Raw genomic sequence first — 18,846 nt, forward strand, 5'->3', positions numbered from 1 at the left:
GGAAAGTCCTTAGCGCGTGCCGCCGGTTTGTTTGAGGAAGTTGGCGAACAGTTCGTGGCCCTGCTCGGTGAGGATCGACTCAGGGTGAAATTGCACACCCTCGATGTTCAGCGTCTTGTGGCGCAGGCCCATGATCTCATCGACCGAACCGTCTTCGAGCTGGGTCCAGGCGGTCAGTTCCAGGCAATCGGGCAGGGTTTCGCGCTGCACAATCAGGGAATGATAACGAGTGACGGTCAGCGGGTGGTTCAGACCTGCAAACACGCCCTTGTCCTCGTGGAATACCGGACTAGTCTTACCGTGCATGACTTGACGGGCACGTACCACATCGCCACCAAACGCCTGGCCGATCGACTGGTGCCCCAGGCAGACGCCGAGGATCGGCAGCTTGCCGGCGAAATACTTGATGGCTTCGATCGACACACCGGCTTCGGTCGGCGTGCATGGGCCGGGGGACACGACAATGCGCTCGGGGTTGAGTGCTTCGATCTGGGCGATGGTCAGCTCATCGTTGCGCACGACCTTGACCTCTGAGCCCAGCTCGCCGAGGTACTGCACAACGTTGTAGGTAAAGGAGTCGTAGTTATCAATCATCAGCAACATGGGTTCAAACCTCTTGAGTTCACTGACTTTTAAAACAGCCTTCGAATGATTGACCCGCACAGTGGCGTCGCTCGGTCAGATGCTGGAAGTGGAGCCAGCAAAAGCGGCAGTTCATACGGGTATAGAAGGCAAACGGGTACAGGTCCGGCCGAGCCGGCAGAGAAAGTTCAGGCGCGCCAACGCCAACGGGCGTGTGCCTTGACGACTTGATCCAAGAGTTTGCTGACGATCAACACGGGGAAGGTCTCATTCATACATTCCAGCACAGTAACTTAGCTGGGCAGAGGGTGCAATATGGCGTAACGCTAGCGGGGGATACGGCCTTTAGCCATAGCTAAAGCGCAAAAGTTTTTGGTACTGTCGTTTTGTTCAACACAACAATAAATAAACGGACTTGATCATGATCAGACAGACGCTGTTTGTACCGCTGGCAGGAGGCCTTCTCGCGATGGCTTGCGCCCAAGCGATCGCTGCACCGACGCCCTACTCGAACTTCGTGGTCTTTGGCGACAGCCTCAACGATGCCGGCCAGTTCGCTGACCCGGACGGCCCGGCAGGCGCCACGCAGCGCTACACCAACCGGGTGGGGCCAACCTACCGGGACGGCAGCGGGGAAGTCCGTTCTGCCAACTCGACACAATTGCTGGGGGGCAAACTGGGGTTCTCGGATGATCAGACCGCCGCCTCGACCTCGGCGGTCCGCGCCGAGCAGGGCCTGGTCGATGGCAGCAACTGGGCGGTTGGCGGTTATCGCACCGACCAGATTCTCGACTCCATCACCACCACCTCAGCCACCGGCGAGCGCTCACGCCCAGGCTATCTGCCGAGTAATGGCTTGCGCGCCGATCCCAACGCCCTCTATTACCTCTCCGGGGGCGGCAATGATTTTCTCCAGGGCCGGATTCTCAACCCTGCCCAGGCCGACGCGGCAGCCGGCCGGTTGGTCGATAGCGTGCAAACCCTGCAGCAGGCAGGTGCCAAATACATCATGGTCTGGCTGCTCCCGGATATCGGCCTGACGCCGGCAATCAACGGCAGCCCACTACAAGGTTTCGTTTCCCAACTCAGCACACAGTTCAACACCGAGTTGGTGCGACAACTACAGACCGTTGACGCCGAAATCATCCCGCTGAACATTCCAGTATTGCTCAACGAAGCCTTCGCCAACCCGGCGCAATTCGGCCTGGCCACCGACCAGAACCTCACCGCCACCTGCTTCAGCGGCAATGGCTGCACGGAAAACGCCCGGTACGGCATCAACAGTGCGACCCCCGACCCAAGCAAGCTGATCTACAACGACTCGGTCCACCCCACGGAAGCCGGCCAGCGCCTGATCGCCGACTACGCCTACTCCTTGCTGGCCGCGCCCTGGGAAGCCTCACTGTTGCCAGAAATGGCCCACGGCACCCTGCGTGCGCACCAGGATGAACTGCGCAACCAATGGCAAGCCGACTGGGAAAATTGGCAGGGCGTCGGCCAATGGCGAGCCATTGTCGCTGGCGGTGGCCAGCACCTGGACTTCGACGGCCAGAACAGTGCCGCCAGCGCAGATGGCACTGGCTACAACTTGAACATCGGTGGCAGCTACCGCCTCAACGATGCCTGGCGTGTCGGCGTCGCAGCCGGGTTCTATCGTCAAAGCCTGGAAGCCGGTCACAACGATTCGGACTACAAACTCAACACCTACATGGGCACCGCCTTTGCGCAGTACCAGGAAAATCGTTGGTGGGCGGACGGTGCACTGACAGCCGGGCACCTGGACTACGACAGCCTCAAGCGCAAGTTCGACCTGGGCGTCAACGAACGCGGCGAAAAAGGCGATACCAGCGGCACCGTGCTGGCAGCCAGCGGCCGGATCGGCTACGACATCGCGCAACAGGCGAGCAGCCCGTGGCACCTGTCACCGTTCCTCAGCGCGGACTTCGCCAAGGTCAAAGTCGACGGTTACTCCGAGGACGACAACACCGCCACTGCGCTGACCTACGACGACCAGACCCGCAACTCGCGCCGCCTGGGTATCGGTTTGCAGGGCAAGTACCTGTTCACCCCGCAGACCCAGGTGTATGGCGAATACGCCCACGAGCGCGAGTATGAAGACGATACCCAAGACGTGACCATGAACCTCAACACCCTGCCCGGCAACCAGTACACCCTGGCCGGCTACACCCCGCAATCCCACACCAACCGCCTGAACCTGGGCGTCAGCCACAAGCTGACGGCCGACCTGGCGTTGCGGGCCGGCTACAACATCCGCAAGGACGATGACTTCACCCAGCAAGGGTTGAATGTCGGCGTGGTACTGGACTTCTAAAACCCGCAGCCAAAAAAAACGCTGCCTCCTCACGGGGGCAGCGTTTTTTTGTGCCGCGCTACACCCTCAATCCCGGGGTGTCTGCTCGGCCAGTGCCACGGCACGGAACATCGCGCGGCGCTTGTTCAGGGTTTCTTCCCATTCCAGCGCCGGCACCGAGTCGGCAACGATGCCGCCGCCGGCCTGTACGTGCAATTCGCCGTTCTTGATCACTGCCGTGCGGATCGCAATCGCCGTGTCCATATTGCCATTCCAGGCGAAGTAACCCACCGCCCCACCGTACACACCGCGCTTGACCGGCTCCAGTTCGTCGATGATTTCCATCGCGCGAATCTTCGGCGCGCCCGACAAGGTGCCCGCTGGCAGAATCGCCCGCAGCGCATCCATTGCAGTCAGGCCGGCTTTCAACTGGCCCGTGACGTTGGAAACGATGTGCATCACGTTGGAATAACGCTCGATGACCATTTTCTCGGTCAGCTTCACCGAACCGATCTCCGAAACCCGTCCGGTGTCGTTCCGGCCCAGGTCAATCAGCATCAGGTGCTCGGCGATTTCCTTGTCATCCGACAGCAGGTCCTCTTCCAGCGCCAGGTCGGCTTCTTCGTTCGCGCCACGAGGACGCGTACCGGCAATCGGGCGTACGGTGATCAGGTTGTCTTCAACCCGCACCAGGACTTCTGGCGAACTGCCAACCACATGGAAGTCGCCGAAGTTGAAGAAGTACATGTACGGCGTCGGGTTGAAGCAACGCAGGGCGCGGTACAAATCAATGGGCGCCGCCTTGAAGTCGATGGACATCCGTTGCGACGGCACCACCTGCATGCAATCACCGGCCAGGATGTACTCCTTGATGGTGTCGACGGCGCGCTCGTAATCGGCTTGGGTGAAACTGGAACGGAATACCGGGTCCGCCGCCTGCTGCTGGCTGAAATCCAGGCCACGGCGCGGGGTAATCGGCTGGCGCAGTTGCTCCAGCAATTGCTCGAGGCGCGCCTGCCCTTGTTCAAAGGCGTTTTCCTGCGCCGGATCGGCCAGCACGATGGCGTGCATCTTGCCCGCCAGGTTGTCGAACACCACCACCGCATCGGAGACCATCAGCAAGATGTCCGGCACGCCCAGCGGATCAGGGTTCGGGCACTTGCCCAGACGCTTCTCCACGTAGCGCACACAGTCATAGCCGAAGTACCCCACCAGGCCGCCATTGAAGCGCGGCAGGCCGGCAATGGTCGGCACGTTGTAGCGCGCCTTGAAGGTCTCGACGAAGGCCAGCGGGTCTTCGACATCGTGGCTTTCGACCTCGACCCCGTCGACGGTCACACTCACATGCAGGTCATGCACCCGCAGTACCGTGCGGCACGGCAAGCCAATGATCGAATAGCGCCCCCACTTCTCCCCGCCCTGCACCGACTCCAACAGGTAGGAGTTGGGTTGATCGGCCAGTTTCAGGTAGATCGACAGCGGCGTGTCGAAGTCGGCAAGGGTTTCGCAGGCAAGCGGGATGCGGTTGTAGCCGGCAGCGGCCAAACGCAGGAATTCTTCGCGGATCATGAGGTGCCTCGTGGCATGAGGGTCTAACGGTCAGGTGTGCAAACGCGCCGGCTAGCCGGCCAGGATCACGTCAGGCGCGCCAACGCCAGCGGGCCAGGGCCTTGATGACTTTCATCCAGAGTTTGCGGGTAACCACCACGATGGCATTTCCAGGAGGGGATTGGACAGCGTCGGGCAACGTTATCCCAGCGGCAGAATCCAGGCAACCGGGAATTAGCTTGCGCAGATCGTCGATCACCAGCGCCGGCGACTCTTCGGCAATCGGCCGGCCATGGTTATAGCCGTAGCTCAGGGCCACACACTTGACGCCCGCCGCCTTGGCCGCCAGGACGTCACTGCGCGAGTCGCCAACGAACAACGACTGCGACGCCGGTACGTTGGCCATTTTCATCACGAAAAACAGCGCCGCCGGGTCAGGTTTTTTCTGCGGCAGGGTATCGCCGCCGATGATCCACTTGAAGTAGCGGCCGATTTTCATCTGATCCAGCAAGGGCGCGACGAAGCGCTCCGGCTTGTTGGTGATCAGCGCCATCTCGACACCCTGCTTGTGCAACCACTTGAGGGTGTCGCGCACGCCAGGGTAAACCACCGTCAATTCATGGCCGTCTGCATAGGCGTCCATGAAAATCTCCAGCGCATGTTCGGCCTCGACGTCGTCGACCCGACTGTGATCGATATCACCGGCCAGGGCCCGACGGACCAGCACCGGCGCCCCGTTGCCGACCCACTCGCGCACGGCGCCCAGGCCGGCCGGTGCGCGCCCCAGCTTGAGCAGCATGTGATCCACGGCCACTGCCAGGTCCGGTACCGAATCGATCAGGGTGCCATCCAGATCGAACATCACCAGCCGCGGCAATTGCCCTGGGAACAACTGCTCAAAACCACTCATGGACGAGCCAGCGCCAGTTCGGCACGCATCTTCTCGATCACTTCCTGGTAGTTCGGCGCGTTGAAGATCGCGGAGCCGGCCACGAAGGTGTCAGCGCCAGCCGCGGCGATTTCGCGGATGTTGTTGACGTTCACCCCGCCGTCGATTTCCAGGCGGATATCACGGCCCGAGGCGTCGATCAGCGCGCGCGCTTCACGCAGTTTGTCGAGGGTTGCCGGAATGAACTTCTGGCCACCAAAACCCGGGTTGACGCTCATCAGCAAGATCATGTCGACCTTGTCCATCACGTACTTGAGTACGTCCAGCGGAGTCGCCGGGTTGAACACCAGGCCGGCCTTGCAACCGCCTTCGCGGATCATCTGCAAGGAGCGATCGACGTGAATCGTGGCGTCCGGGTGGAAGGTGATGTAGGTGGCGCCGGCCTCGATGAAGTCACCGATGATGCGGTCGACCGGAGACACCATCAGGTGTGCGTCGATCGGCGCGGTAACGCCGTACTTGCGCAGTGCCGAGCAGACCATCGGGCCGATGGTCAGGTTGGGCACGTAGTGATTGTCCATGACATCGAAGTGGACGATGTCGGCACCCGCGGCCAGAACGTTGTCCACTTCTTCACCCAGGCGGGCGAAGTCGGCGGAGAGAATCGACGGAGCAATAGCGAAGGGCTGCATGACGCACCTTTTTTGAGCAGGATCACGATGGCGCGCATTGTATACCTCATGCTTTGACGCGCGCACCGTGGCTGTAACGATCAGTAAGCCGCTCGATAGATCTTCTCGATATCAAGGGCCGTCAACTGGCGCGGATTATTGCGCATCAAACGCTCGATTCCCGCGGCCTCCAGCGCCATGGCCGGGATCGCCTCCTGGGGCACGCCGAAACTGCGCAAGCCCTGGGGAATTTCCACTGCGGCACACAGTCGCGCCATCGCCGCGACCGCCTGGTCCGCCGCTTCATCGGCACTCAGGTGCGTGATATTGAGGCCAAAGGCCTGGGCAATGTCCTGCATGCGCTCCACGCACGCCATCTTGTTCCAGGCCATCACATGGGGCAGCAACAGCGCGTTGCTCACGCCATGGGCAATGTTGAAGCGCCCGCCCAGCGGATAGGCCAGGGCATGCACCGCGCCGACCCCGGCGTTGCCGAACGCCATGCCGGCCATCAGGCTGGCAGTGGCCATGTCCTCACGGGCCTGCAGGTTCGCGGGATTGGCATAGGCCTTGGGCAGCGCCTTGGCGATCAGCTTGATGGCACCGATGGCCAGGGCGTCGGTAATCGGCGAAGCATTCACCGACAGGTAGGACTCGACCGCATGCACCAGGGCATCCACCCCGCTGGCGGCGGTGACGCTGCGCGGACAGGTCAGGGTCATTTGCGGGCTGACCAGCGCCACGTCAGGCAACAGGTAGTCGCTGACGATGCCTTTCTTCAGTTGGGCCTGCTTGTCGGAGAGGATCGCCACGTTGGTGACTTCCGAGCCAGTGCCGGCGGTGGTCGGGATCGCGATCAGCGGCGGGCCCTTGCGCGGCACTTGGTCGACGCCGAACAAATCCTCGAGCGCGCCGTGATAACCGGCATAGGCCGCGACGCTTTTGGCGATATCGATGGCACTGCCGCCGCCTAGGCCGATCAGGCCGTCATGCCCGCCCTCGCGGTAGACACGCATGCAGTCCTCGACGATGGCGATTTCCGGGTCGGGCAACACCCGGTCGAAAATCTCGTAGGTGCGTCCACCCAGTTGCGCCAGCGCCAGCTCCACGGTGCCGGACTTGACCAGCGCCGCATCGGTGACAATCAGCGGGTGGTCGACATCCAGGCGGGTCAGCTCAGCGGCCAGTTGCTCGATGGCACCGGTGCCGGTGAGCAGCTTATGAGCGATTTTGAAAGAACAAAGACTCATGTGCGCAGCCTCTTATAGATGGGGGAGCTGGGCACAATAGTAGCTGTCGATTGGGTTTTGTCTGTTATTCAGCCAGTGAATGGCTTTAAGCCCACTGGACACCCCGGTGGGAGCGAACCGGCTCCCACTGGGTTTGATGTCAGACCTGTGCAGTACGCAATTTCTCACTGCGCCCACGCAACCACTCCAGGGTCAGCAGCAGGATCACCGAGAAGGCAATCAGCAGCGTTGCGGCGGCGGCGATGGTCGGGCTGAGGTTTTCGCGGATACCGCTGAACATCTGCCGCGGCAAGGTCGCTTGCTCGGGGCCGGCGAGGAACAGGGTCACCACTACTTCATCGAACGAGGTGGCAAACGCAAACAGCGCACCGGAAATCACCCCGGGGGCGATCAACGGCAAAGTCACCCGGCGGAACGCCGTCAAGGGCGAGGCTCCGAGGCTGGCCGCGGCGCGCACCAGGTTGTGGTTGAAGCCTTGCAGGGTCGCCGACACCGTGATGATCACGAACGGCACGCCCAGCACCGCGTGCACCACAATCAGCGAGAAGAAGCTGTTACCCAGCCCCAGCGGAGCGAAGAACAGGTAACTGGCCACCCCGATGATCACCACGGGCACCACCATCGGCGAAATCACCAGGGCCATCACCAGCGCCTTGCCCGGAAAATCGCCGCGGGTCAGGCCAATGGCCGCCAGCGTCCCGAAGATCATCGCCAGTACGGTCGCGGCCGGGGCCACGATGATGCTGTTCTTCAGGGCGCGCATCCACTCGGCAGAGGCAAAGAAGTCCTGGTACCAGTGCAGCGAAAATCCTTGCAGCGGGTAGACCAGGAAGCTGCCTGAGTTGAACGACAGCGGGATGATCACCAGCACCGGCAAGATCAGGAACAACAGAATCAAGCCGCAGAGAATCCGCAAGCTGTAGAACCACACCCGTTCAACGGGGGACATATAAGGACTCAGCATTTCGATTCTCCCCTTAGCTCAGGCGCAGGCGGCTGGCGCCCACCAGCCAGCTGTAAATCAGATAAAGCACGATGGTCGCCAACAGCAGCAGCCCGCCGAGCGCCGTCGCCATGCCCCAGTTGATGCTGGTGTTGGTGTAGAAGGCGACGAAGTAGCTGACCATCTGATCGTTCGGGCTACCCAGCAGTGCCGGGGTGATGTAGTAACCAATCGCCAGGATGAACACCAACAGGCACCCGGCGCCGACACCGGCATAGGTCTGCGGGAAGTACACCCGCCAGAAGCTGGCGAACGGATGGCAGCCCAGGGAAATCGCCGCCCGCATGTAGGTCGGCGAGATGCCTTTCATCACGCTGTAGATCGGCAGGATCATGAACGGCAGCAGAATGTGCACCATCGAGATGTACACCCCAGTGCGGTTGAACACCAACTCCAGGGGTTTATCGATAATGCCCATGGCCATCATTGCGCTGTTGATCAGCCCGCCCGACTGCAGCAACACGATCCACGCGGCCACCCGCACCAGGATCGAGGTCCAGAACGGTAGCAACACCAGGATCATCAGCAGGTTGCTTTGCCGGGCCGGCAAGTTGGCCAGCAGGTAGGCCAGGGGATAGGCCAGCGCCAGACAGATGGCCGTGATCACCAGGCCCATCCAGAAGGTGCGGGCAAAGATGTCGAGGTAGATCGCCTGGTCGGGCGTGGCCGGGGCGACTTCGCCGAGGTCGTCGATGCGGTGATCAACCGCCGCCAACAGGTAGTACGGCGTCAGGCTGCTGGTATTGCGGCGCACGGCCTGCCAATAGGCCGGGTCGCCCCAACGCTCGTCCAGCGCTTCGAGCGCGTCTTTATAAGACGCCGGCTCGCTCTTGAACGGCAGCGCGCGGGCGGTCTTGGTCAGCAGGCTGCGGTAGCCGGCCAACTCCATGTTCAGGCGCTTGGACAGGTCGCCCAAGGTTTGATTCTTGCGAGCTTCGGCCAGGTCTTCACTGGCGGCCTTGTACACCGGGTCCGCTGGCAGGCCTCGGCCATCCCAGGCAGCGATCGCTGCTACGGTGCGCGGCATGCCGCCGACCACTTCCGGGTTACCGACGCTTTTATAGAGCAGCGCCACAATCGGCACCAGAAACACCAGCAACAGAAACAGCACCAACGGCGCAATCAGGGCTTGGGCCTTCCAGCGGTTGACCCGCTCGGCACGCGCCAGGCGCTGCTTCAAGGTGCGATGGGTGCCCTCGTTCAGGGGAACGGCGATGGCCATGGCGAACTCCGAAAATCTTTGATCGTTACAGAGGCAGACAAACAACCTGTTGGAGCGAGCACGCTCGCTCCAACACGGATTACGCTGTCAAACCTCTAACTGACTGGCATTGGGCAAGCCCTCTGCCACAGGGTCGCGTTTACTTCGCTGCCCAGGAGTTGAAGCGCTGCTCCAGTTGCTCACCGTTGTCCGCCCAGAAGCTGACGTCGATCTGCACCTGGTTGGCGATGTTTTCCGGGGTCGTCGGCATGTCTTTCAGAATTTCCGGGTTCAACAGGGGTACCGCCTGGGTATTGGCCGGGCCGTAGGCAATGTTTTCCGAATAGGTTTTCTGCTGTTGTGGCATGACCGAGAACGCGATGAATTTCTTCGCCGCTTCAGCGCGGGTCTTGTCCAGGCCTTTAGGAATGGCCCAGGCGTCGAAGTCGTAGATACCGCCGTTCCACACCACCTTCAGGTTGCTTTCCTTTTGCACGGCAGCGATCCGGCCGTTGTACGCCGAGCTCATGACCACGTCACCGGACGCCAGGTACTGCGGCGGCTGGGCGCCAGCTTCCCACCACTGGATGCTCGGCTTGAGTTCGTCGAGCTTCTTGAAGGCACGGTCCTGGCCATCTTTACCGGCCAGCACTTTGTAGACATCTTTCGGCGCCACGCCGTCGGCCATCAAGGCAAATTCCAGGGTGTACTTGGCGCCTTTACGCAGGCCGCGTTTGCCCGGGAAGTTCTTGGTGTCCCAGAAGTCGGCCCAACTGGTCGGCGCGGTTTTCAGCTTGTCGGCGTTGTAGGCCAGTACGGTCGACCAGACGAAAAAACCAACGCCGCAAGGCTGGATCGCACCCTTGACGTAATTTTCGGTGTTGCCGAACAGTGCAGGGTCGAGTTGCTCGAACATGTCCTCGTCGCAACCGCGGGACAGCTCTGGTGACTCTACTTCCACCAGGTCCCAGGATACGCTCTTGGTGTCGACCATGGCCTTGACCTTGGCCATTTCACCGTTGTATTCACCGGCGACGATCTTGCCGTTGCCCGCTGCTTCCCAAGGCGCATAGAAGGCCTTGACCTGTGCGGCCTTGTTCGCGCCGCCAAACGACACCACGGTCAGGTCCGAGCCCGCGGCCATCGCGTGTGCCGCACCCATCATGCCCAGAGCCAGGGCGGTGAATTTCAGGGATTTCAACATTTATTGTTCTCTCCACGTGCAGGGTTGGTGAAGCAAGGGGGCGATCAATTCGCCTCTAGAAGGGGATCGAGAGCACGGACGTGTTCGACCTGCCAGCCAAGCGGCACCACGTCTCCGACGGCCAGCGCCGGATCCAGCTCGGCGATCGGCTGTTTCACGAAGAAATCGGTCTTGCCGCAGACTTCCAGGCGCACACGGACGTGGTCGCCCAGATAGATGAATTCCGCCACCCGCCCAGAGAAGCGGTTGACACACGCCTCACTGGAGCCGTTGAGGCTGACCCGCTCCGGACGAATGGACAGAGTCACTGGCTCGCCGGTCTTGCCGACATTCACCGCCAGTGCCTCGACCTTTTCCCCGCGCCCAAGCTCGACAATGCAGCGCTCGCCGGTCTGACTGTGGAGACGGCCATTGAGGCGGTTGTTTTCGCCAATGAAGTTGGCCACGAAGGTATTTTTCGGTTCTTCGTACAGGGTGCGAGGTGGGGCGATCTGCTGGATTTCGCCTTGATGGAACACCGCCACCCGGTCGGACATGGTCAGGGCTTCGCCCTGGTCGTGGGTCACATAGACCACGGTCACACCCAGGCGCTGGTGCAGGTGCTTGATCTCCATCTGCATGTGTTCACGCAGCTGTTTATCGAGAGCGCCGAGCGGTTCGTCCATCAGCACCAGTTGCGGCTCGAACACCAGCGCCCGGGCCAGGGCCACCCGCTGCTGCTGGCCACCGGAAAGCTGGGCCGGGTAACGCTGGGCGAAGGCATCGAGCTGAACCATGCTCAGGACACGCTTGACCCGGTCACTGACGTCACTCTTGTTCAGACCACGCACGGTCAGCGGGAACGCCAGGTTCTCGGCCACCGTCATGTGCGGGAACAGGGCGTAGTTCTGGAACACCATGCCGATGTCACGCTTGTGCGGCGGCACGTTGTTGATCGAACGCCCGGCCAGCAGGATCTCGCCGGCGGTCGGGGTTTCGAAACCGGCGAGCATCATCAGGCTGGTGGTCTTGCCGGAGCCGGAAGGCCCGAGCAAGGTGAGAAACTCGCCTTTGCGAATATCCAGGTTGAGGTCTTTGACGATCAGGTTCTCGCCGTCGTAGCTCTTCTGTACGCCACGAAAGCTGACCAGTACATCATTGGTCCCCGCGCTTGAATCGACCTCGCTCATACCCACACCTTTATTGTTGATGACTGCCGTGGATTAAGCCTAGTGGCTACGCACAGCCGCGCAAATCGGGGCGCAGGAGAGAATCGCCTCAGCCAGATGGAAGGTTGGGGGTAGGGATTGCCCTACAAGGATGGCGCGTTTGGACAGGTCGGCAGCGAGTTTTCCGCTACAAGCCACAAGAACCGGCAAAAGCGGTTTGGTGGGTTGTCGTAAATGGATATGCCGACACGGTGTTCTGTAGGAGCGAGGCTTGCCCACGAAGGCGGTGTGTCAGTCACATTGATGTTGAATGTGCTGACATCTTCGCGGGCAAGCCTCGCTCAGGGGATCGCGTATTGTTCAGAGCAGCTTGTGCTCCATGGCGTACTTCACCAACTCCGCCAGTGAGGTGATGTTGAGTTTCTGCATCAGCCGCGCCTTGTGGGTGCTGATGGTCTTACTGCTCAACGCCAGTTGCTGGGCGATGTCATTGACGTTGGCGCCCTGCGCGAGGCGCTCGAACACCGAGAACTCGCGCTCCGAGAGTAGCGAATGCAGGGGCCGTGAATCAGTCAGGCCGACTTCGAAGACCATTCGATCCGCCAGCTCCGGATCGATATAGCGCCCGCCAGCCGCCACCTTGCGAATCGCCGTCAGCAGCAGTGCCGGGTCGCTGTCCTTGGTGGCATAACCGGCGGCCCCGACCTTCAAGGCTCGGGCGGCCATCTGCGCCTCGTCGTGCATCGATAGCACCAGAATCGCCGGTGGATTGTTCAGCGCGCGAATCCGCGGGATCGCCTCCAGGCCATTCACCCCGGGCATGGAAATGTCCAGCAACACCACCTCACAGGGCACGTGGCGCAAGGTTTCGAGCAACTGTTCGCCATTGCTCGCTTCCCCCACCACCAACAGATCCTTGGCCAGGCCGATCAATTGCTTGATGCCTTCACGCACGATGGTGTGGTCTTCGGCTACCAGTACACGGATCACAGGCTTCTCCAGAAAAATCAGTTGCACGCTTCATGCAAAGGCACACGGACCTCAAGGGTGGTGCCCTCGCCCGGCACGCTGTCGAGCTGCAGTGTGCCACCCATGATCAACACTCGCTCGCGCATGCCCACTACCCCAAAGGAAGTTGGCCTACCGGCTTGAGCGACAAAACCTACACCATCGTCGCTGACGGTCAGGCACAACTGCTCGTCTTCCAGCACCAGTGTCAATTCGACAGTATGCGCCTGGGCGTGGCGCATGACATTGGTCAGTGCCTCCTGGAGGATCCGGAACAAGCCAATCGCCTTGGCGTCACTCAGCACCGGCAGGTTGTCGGGCACCTGCACCAGGCAGGGAATCTGGGTACGCGCCTCAAAACGCCGGGCCTGCCACTCGATGGCCGAGGCGATGCCGGCGTCCAGAATCGGCGGACGCAGCGCCGTGGCCACGTCCCGCACCAGTTGGAACAGCTGGGCGATCAGGCGTTTCATGCTGTTGAGCCGATCACTCAGGCCCGGGTCCAGTTCGGCGTAGGCCAATTCGCACATCGAGGTTTCCAGCTTGAGTACCGTCAGCATCTGTCCCAACTCATCGTGGACTTCCCGGGCAATCCGCGCCTTTTCCTCTTCGCGCACACTCTCCAGATGCGCCGACAGCTCACGCAGTTGCTCGCGGGAGCTGGCCAGTTCCAGTTCGATGCGCTTGCTCTCGCTGATGTCCCAGACGATCCCGTCCCAGACAAAGGCGCCATCGTCGAGGCGCCGAGTGATGGCCTTGATCTCGGCCCAGCGTTGCTGCCCCTGGCGGGTGAGGATGCGGCCTTGCCACGACCAGTCACTGTCGGTGTCCAGCGCGTGATCCTGGGTGCGGTGGTAACTGGCTCTGTCCTGCGGATGTACCACGCTGCGCAGGCCCATGTCGCGATGGCTCAAGGTGGCGGGCGAGTAGCCCACCAGGCTCTCACTGCCTTCGCTGATGTAGGCAAAGTCGATTTGCCCGGTCACCGGCGCCCGCTCAAGACGAAATACCAGTCCGGGTACGTTGGCGGCAATGCCCTGCAACCGTGCCTCGCTTTCGCGCAAGGCCGCCAAGGCCCGCCGGCGCTCAGTGACGTCATTGAGGTAGACCACCAGGTATTCGCTGTCGCGAAAGCGCAGGAAGCTCAAGGTCACGTCAGCCGGCAAAATGCTGCCATCGGCGCGCAGGCAATTGGTTTCGAAGCTTTGCGGCCCCTCCTCGCTGGCCCGCGCGCGTTTCCACAGGTTCAACCAACGGTCCATGTGCAAGTTGGGTTCGAAGTCGATCAGCGGTCGGTCGATCACCCCGCCCGAGACATACCCGAGCATGTCCTCGGCCGCCCGGTTGGCGTAGCGCACGTGGCTGTCCCAATTGACCCAGAGGATCCCGACGGTGCTTTGATCGATGGAGAACTGTGTCAGGCGCAACGCTTCTTCGCTGGCCGCGCGCAGGGCAATGTCCTCGCGGGCGGCGAGCAAGCGCTGCTCGAGCAGGTGTTGCTGGCGCCGTTGCCAGATCACGATGGCCATGGCGCTCAGCAGCAATACCCCCAGCAACAGGCAGAGGTTCTGCCAGAACCCCGGGGACTCCGACAAACGTGGGTACTTGGGTTGCAACCAGCGTGCGTGCAATTGCTCCAGGTCCTTGGCCGGAATCGCGTGCAAGGCGCTTTCGACGATGCCGGCCAACTCCGGCCAATCGCGACGGGTAGCCACCCGCAGCAACTGCGGCAGGCCGATATCCCCCACTACGGCCAACCCGGCAAACTCGGACTCGGCGGACAGCCGGCTGAGTTGGGCCTCATCGATGACCGCGTAACGCGCTTGCTGGGAGAGCAACAGTTGCAGGGCCTGGCGTTCCTGGGGCACGCCCTGCAAATTGAGGTTGGGGTAGTTGCTGCGCAGGTAATCGGCGATCGCACTGGGCATCCGCACCGCGACCCGTGACTGATCGTCGAGCTTCTCAAGATCCACCGCGCCGGCGCCCTTCTGTTGACCCACCACCAATTGCGGCACGCGCATATAGGGGTCAGTGAATTGCCACAAGCGCAGGGCGGCCGGGGTTTGGGTCAGGCCTGGGGCCAGGTCGACCTCCCCCTCACGCACCGCCTGCTCCAACTGCGCGACATCGGGAAAGTTGCGCCAGGTCAGCTCGACCTTCAGGGCGCTGGCCAGCCACTGCATCAATTCGATATTGGCCCCGGACAGGCGCTGTAGCCGCCGGTCGTACTGCGCGTAAGGCGCCTGCAGCACCACACCGACCCGCAGCTCAGAGTGACGGGTCAGCCATTGCCGTTGCTCGCTGCTCAGTTGCGCCACGCGCGCAGGCGGCGCGGCAGCCGTCCAGGCCATCAAGGGAAGCCAGAAACAGCCGATAAGCAACAGGCAGCAAAGACGTTTCATGCGAACTCTCACACACTGACAAATACTGACCAACCCATTAGGCTGCCGGGAATACTTCTGGCCTGGAATATCCGATGCCCCCTGTCTACCGCCTGGCACTGCCAGTATTGTGCCTGTCGTTGATCTTGCCTGGCGCCTTTTCCGCCCAGGCTGCCGAGCCAACGGAACCTGCTGCCAGCGCACCCTCCGAGCAACGCCAGCCCCTGCCTGAGCGTAGCCAGGAAGAAGCTTTTGCCCTGCAACGCAGCCTGCCCCCTGGCGAACAGCAACAGTTGTCGGCAGGCAGCGAGACCTTCCTGGCCCTGTGGCAGCCGGCCAACACCAGCGAGCCCCAAGGTACGGTGATTATCATCCCGGGTACGGGCGAAACAGCTGACTGGCCTCAAGCCGTCGCGCCGTTGCGGCAAAAATTGCCCGACGCCGACTGGAGCAGCCTGAGTCTTACCCTGCCGGACCTGCAAAGCAATGCCCCACAGCCGCGCATCCTCGAAAGTGCAACGGCACCGGTCAGCACCGAACCCCCGAGTAAAGACGCCAACACCGCGGCCCCTATCGAGCAAGTGGCCGGTGGCGAAGGTGAGGTGCCTGATCAGCCGGTGCCGCAGACCCACGATGAGCAACTCAAGGCCGATGCCCAGCGAATCTTCTTGCGCATCGACGCCGCCCTGGCCTTTGCCGAGCAACAGAGCGCCCGCAGTATCGTCCTGCTCGGCCACGGCACCGGAGCTTACTGGGCCGCCCGTTACCTGAGCGAAAAACAGCCTGCCCAAGTCGCGAAGCTGGTGATGGTCGCCGCCCAGGTACCCGCCTCCAGCACACCCGGGCTGGCGGAACTGACCAGCGGATTGAAATTGCCAACCCTGGATCTGTACTACAACGACAAACCGCTGCTGCAGCGCGCAGCCCAGGAACGCCTGCAGGCCAGCAAACGGCTGAAGGATTCGAGTTTCCGGCAGATTTCCCTGAACGCCCTGCCCGGCAACAACGCCGCCCAACAGGAACAATTGGTACGCCGGGTGCGAGGCTGGTTGATCCCGCAGGACAACGCCGCGCAGTTGCCCTAGACAGGGCGCTACTGCGCTCGATGCTCCCTAGCGAAAATCGCGGCGCTGACGAATCAACGCATAGGCGCTGTGCAACTCCCGGGTCTTCTCCGTTGCTTCGCGCACCTGGGACGGCGAAGCCCCGCTGCCAGCGATCTTGTCCGGGTGATGCCGACTGAGCAGGCGTCGGTAGGCCCGCTTGATCTGCTCCGGCTCGCTGCTCAGCGTCACCCCCAGCAGGCGCATGGCGTGTTGGTAAGCCTCGCCACTGTTGGCCAAGGGTCGCTTGTGCAGTTCGTAATCCTGGGTCAGGGCCTGCACCTGCTCCGGCGTCCAGTCCAGCCATTTGCCCCATTGGGCCAGCAGCTCGCGCTCGGCACGGCCCGCACGCCCGTCTGCCCAGACCATCCGCCAGCACGCCCGCAACACCCCTTCGGCAGCATGGGGCTGTGCGCGCAAACGGCGCAGGTAGCCACGCAACCGATCGTGCCCGCTCTTGCCACGGTTGAACGCCGCAATCGCGCGTTTCTGGGCAAATTCGTTCATCTCCAGTGCGCGCATTTCCTGGCGCGCCTGGTAGATATGGCCGTCGCCCACCCGGCCGTCGCTCTTGGCCAGGCGCCCGAGCAGCACGAACAGCAATTCATCGTTGCGCAACATCGCGCGCCCGCCCAGGCGCTCGCGCAGATGCCCCAGGCTTTGCAGTTGCAAGCGCCGATCCAGCGCCTGCCCCAACAATGCGCCAAGCATGGCCCCCGGAATGCTGGCGATGGCAAAACCCGCCCCGGCTCCGATCAGAGTCCCTGGCCACAACATCTCAGCGGCTCGCTTGCAGCAAGTGTTCGACTTCGGCCAGACGCTCGTGGGTGCCGACATCCACCCAATGACCTGACAACCGCTCGCCACTCACCTGCCCTTGGGCCATGGCGTTGCGCAATAGCGGCGCCAATTTGAACGCACCGTCGCTGCAACCGGTGAACAGCTTGGGGTCGAGCACGGCGATGCCGCTGTAGGTCAGGGTCGGCGCATCGGCCTGGCCGTCGAAGACCTGTCCTTCGACCAGGGCAAAATCCCCTCCTGGGTGGTGGGCCGGGTTATCGGCCAGCACCAGGTGGGCCAAGCCGGCCAGTGGCCGGCGCAAGACACTGAAGTCGTAATCGGTCCAGATGTCGCCATTGACCACCACAAAGGCGTCCTCGCCCAGCATCTCCAGGGCACGGAAGATCCCGCCCCCGGTTTCCAGTGGCTCGCCTTCCGGCGAGTACTGAATGCTCAGGCCATAACGCGAACCGTCTCCCAGGTAGTCTTCGATCTGCTGCCCCAACCAGGCGTGGTTGATCACCACCTCCGTGAAACCCGCCGCCGCCAGGGCCTTGAGGTGGTACTCGATCAGCGGTACGCCGCCGACCTGCACCAGTGGCTTGGGCGTGGTCAGTGTCAAGGGGCGCATGCGCTCGCCCTTGCCGGCCGCCAGAATCATCGCCTTCATACACTAGCTCCGGGCGCCGGGCGCAGACTGGCCAGCAGCTCAGCCAACTCCGCCAGTTCTGGCCGACGGGCCAATACGGCTTCTATATAAGCAAAGAACCGCGGCACGTCCGTCAGGTAGCGCGGCTTGCCGTCGCGGTGGCAGATACGGGCGAAGATCCCGATCACCTTCAGATGCCGCTGCACACCCATCAGGTCGCTGGCTCGCAGGAACTCCTGGAAGTCCGCCTGGACTGCAATCCCGAGTTCACCGGCCTGTTGCCAGTAACGCTCCAGCCAGCCGAGCACGCGGGCCTCGGGCCAACTGAGGAAGGCGTCCTTGAACAGGCAGGTCACGTCGTAGGTCACCGGGCCGTACACCGCGTCCTGGAAATCCAGCACGCCTGGATTCGGCTCGCTGATCATCAAGTTGCGCGGCATATAGTCACGATGCACCAGCACTTTCGGCTGGGCCAGGGCGCTGTCGATCAGCAGGTCGCTGGCACGCTGCCAGAGGGCTTGCTGGTGCGAGTCGAACTCGATCCCCAGTTCGCGCTTCACGTACCACTCGGGGAACAGCTCCAGCTCGCGACGCAACAGGGGAACGTCATAACTGGGCAACGGCGCCACCATCGGCAGCTGCTGGAAAGCCAGCAACGCCTGCAGGGCGTCATCGAACAAGCGATCGGCGTTTTCGTCGTTGATCACGTCCAGATAGGTCTGGTTACCCAGGTCATTGAGCAAAAGAAATCCGCGCTCGAGGTCCTCTGCGTAGATTTTCGGCACGTTAATCCCGGATTTCGCCAGCAAAAAGGCGATATCCACGAACGGTTTGCAGTTTTCCTGGGGCGGTGGTGCATCCATGACGACAAAACTCCTGCCATCACCTTCCCAGCGGAAGTAACGGCGGAAACTCGCGTCGCTGCTGGCCGCAGTCAACGTGGCCTGGGGCACAGCCCCCCAGCCTTGTGCGGCAAACAGGCTGGCCAATTGCTCATCGAGCCAAACTTTCAGGTGTAGCAAGCGTACATCTTGATCAGGCATTGCAAGGGTCTCCGACGGCGCTAGCCGTCAAGCGGGTCATGCTTTATTATCCAGCATCTTTTTCAGACCATCGAG

At 61.9% G+C, this 18,846-nt stretch carries 16 protein-coding genes; 2 read left to right on the forward strand and 14 right to left on the reverse strand.

The window, feature by feature from the left end; translation table 11 throughout:
• Positions 1–9 precede the first annotated feature (9 nt).
• On the reverse strand, positions 10–603 hold the full coding sequence (locus CKW24_RS23160) for an aminodeoxychorismate/anthranilate synthase component II (RefSeq protein ID WP_095170539.1): 594 nt from the start codon (positions 601–603) through the stop codon (positions 10–12).
• 400 nt (positions 604–1,003) lie between these two features.
• On the opposite strand from CKW24_RS23160, the gene estP reads away from it, so the two are divergent.
• Positions 1,004–2,914 carry an esterase EstP gene (gene estP, locus CKW24_RS23165; RefSeq protein WP_095170541.1) on the forward strand — a complete coding sequence of 637 codons (1,911 nt, stop codon included), beginning with the start codon at positions 1,004–1,006 and terminating at the stop codon, positions 2,912–2,914.
• Between the two features lie 66 nt (positions 2,915–2,980).
• On the opposite strand, the gene trpE is transcribed toward estP, so the two are convergent.
• The 10 genes from trpE to CKW24_RS23215 all read right to left on the reverse strand — a co-directional run bounded on the left by trpE (position 2,981) and on the right by CKW24_RS23215 (position 15,217).
• Positions 2,981–4,462, reverse strand: a complete 1,482-nt coding sequence (gene trpE, locus CKW24_RS23170) for an anthranilate synthase component I (protein WP_095170542.1) — start codon at positions 4,460–4,462, stop codon at positions 2,981–2,983.
• 70 nt (positions 4,463–4,532) lie between these two features.
• Positions 4,533–5,351: a phosphoglycolate phosphatase gene (locus tag CKW24_RS23175; protein ID WP_095170544.1), complete on the reverse strand. Its 819-nt coding sequence runs from the start codon at positions 5,349–5,351 to the stop codon at positions 4,533–4,535.
• Positions 5,348–6,022: a ribulose-phosphate 3-epimerase gene (gene rpe, locus CKW24_RS23180; protein WP_095170546.1), complete on the reverse strand. Its 675-nt coding sequence runs from the start codon at positions 6,020–6,022 to the stop codon at positions 5,348–5,350. Before rpe ends, CKW24_RS23175 begins: the two co-directional genes overlap by 4 nt.
• An 80-nt stretch (positions 6,023–6,102) precedes the next feature.
• Positions 6,103–7,251 carry an iron-containing alcohol dehydrogenase gene (locus tag CKW24_RS23185; RefSeq protein WP_095170548.1) on the reverse strand — a complete coding sequence of 383 codons (1,149 nt, stop codon included), beginning with the start codon at positions 7,249–7,251 and terminating at the stop codon, positions 6,103–6,105.
• A gap of 139 nt (positions 7,252–7,390) precedes the next feature.
• Positions 7,391–8,215 carry an ABC transporter permease gene (locus tag CKW24_RS23190; protein WP_095170550.1) on the reverse strand — a complete coding sequence of 275 codons (825 nt, stop codon included), beginning with the start codon at positions 8,213–8,215 and terminating at the stop codon, positions 7,391–7,393.
• 13 nt (positions 8,216–8,228) lie between these two features.
• Entirely contained in the window at positions 8,229–9,476 is a 1,248-nt protein-coding gene (locus CKW24_RS23195; protein WP_095170552.1) for an ABC transporter permease, read from the reverse strand.
• Positions 9,477–9,615: 139 nt separating this feature from the next.
• Positions 9,616–10,659: an ABC transporter substrate-binding protein gene (locus tag CKW24_RS23200; protein ID WP_095170554.1), complete on the reverse strand. Its 1,044-nt coding sequence runs from the start codon at positions 10,657–10,659 to the stop codon at positions 9,616–9,618.
• Positions 10,660–10,703: 44 nt separating this feature from the next.
• Complete coding sequence (locus CKW24_RS23205) at positions 10,704–11,828, reverse strand: ABC transporter ATP-binding protein (RefSeq protein WP_095170555.1); 1,125 nt, start codon at positions 11,826–11,828, stop codon at positions 10,704–10,706.
• A gap of 339 nt (positions 11,829–12,167) precedes the next feature.
• Positions 12,168–12,797 carry a response regulator transcription factor gene (locus tag CKW24_RS23210; protein ID WP_084318557.1) on the reverse strand — a complete coding sequence of 210 codons (630 nt, stop codon included), beginning with the start codon at positions 12,795–12,797 and terminating at the stop codon, positions 12,168–12,170.
• A 17-nt stretch (positions 12,798–12,814) separates the two neighbouring features.
• Positions 12,815–15,217 carry a PAS domain S-box protein gene (locus CKW24_RS23215; protein WP_095170557.1) on the reverse strand — a complete coding sequence of 801 codons (2,403 nt, stop codon included), beginning with the start codon at positions 15,215–15,217 and terminating at the stop codon, positions 12,815–12,817.
• Positions 15,218–15,291: 74 nt separating this feature from the next.
• On the opposite strand from CKW24_RS23215, the gene CKW24_RS23220 reads away from it, so the two are divergent.
• Positions 15,292–16,281 (forward strand): alpha/beta hydrolase family protein, encoded by a 990-nt coding sequence (locus CKW24_RS23220; protein ID WP_095170559.1) that lies wholly within the window; start codon positions 15,292–15,294, stop codon positions 16,279–16,281.
• A 27-nt stretch (positions 16,282–16,308) separates the two neighbouring features.
• Here the strand turns inward: CKW24_RS23220 and CKW24_RS23225 are convergent, their stop codons facing one another.
• From CKW24_RS23225 to CKW24_RS23235, 3 genes are read right to left on the reverse strand one after another with little or no spacing between them, the layout of a single operon-like run.
• The gene (locus CKW24_RS23225) at positions 16,309–17,076 is read right to left on the reverse strand and encodes a TerB family tellurite resistance protein (protein WP_095170561.1); all 768 of its coding nucleotides are present in this window, start codon (positions 17,074–17,076) and stop codon (positions 16,309–16,311) included.
• A gap of 1 nt (position 17,077) precedes the next feature.
• On the reverse strand, positions 17,078–17,749 hold the full coding sequence (gene murU / locus CKW24_RS23230; protein ID WP_095170563.1) for an N-acetylmuramate alpha-1-phosphate uridylyltransferase MurU: 672 nt from the start codon (positions 17,747–17,749) through the stop codon (positions 17,078–17,080).
• Positions 17,746–18,771 carry an aminoglycoside phosphotransferase family protein gene (locus tag CKW24_RS23235; protein WP_095170564.1) on the reverse strand — a complete coding sequence of 342 codons (1,026 nt, stop codon included), beginning with the start codon at positions 18,769–18,771 and terminating at the stop codon, positions 17,746–17,748. Before CKW24_RS23235 ends, murU begins: the two co-directional genes overlap by 4 nt.
• Positions 18,772–18,846: the final 75 nt, after the last annotated feature.

It is taken from the genome of Pseudomonas sp. Irchel 3H3 (genome assembly GCF_900187635.1).
Lineage (GTDB): Bacteria > Pseudomonadota > Gammaproteobacteria > Pseudomonadales > Pseudomonadaceae > Aquipseudomonas.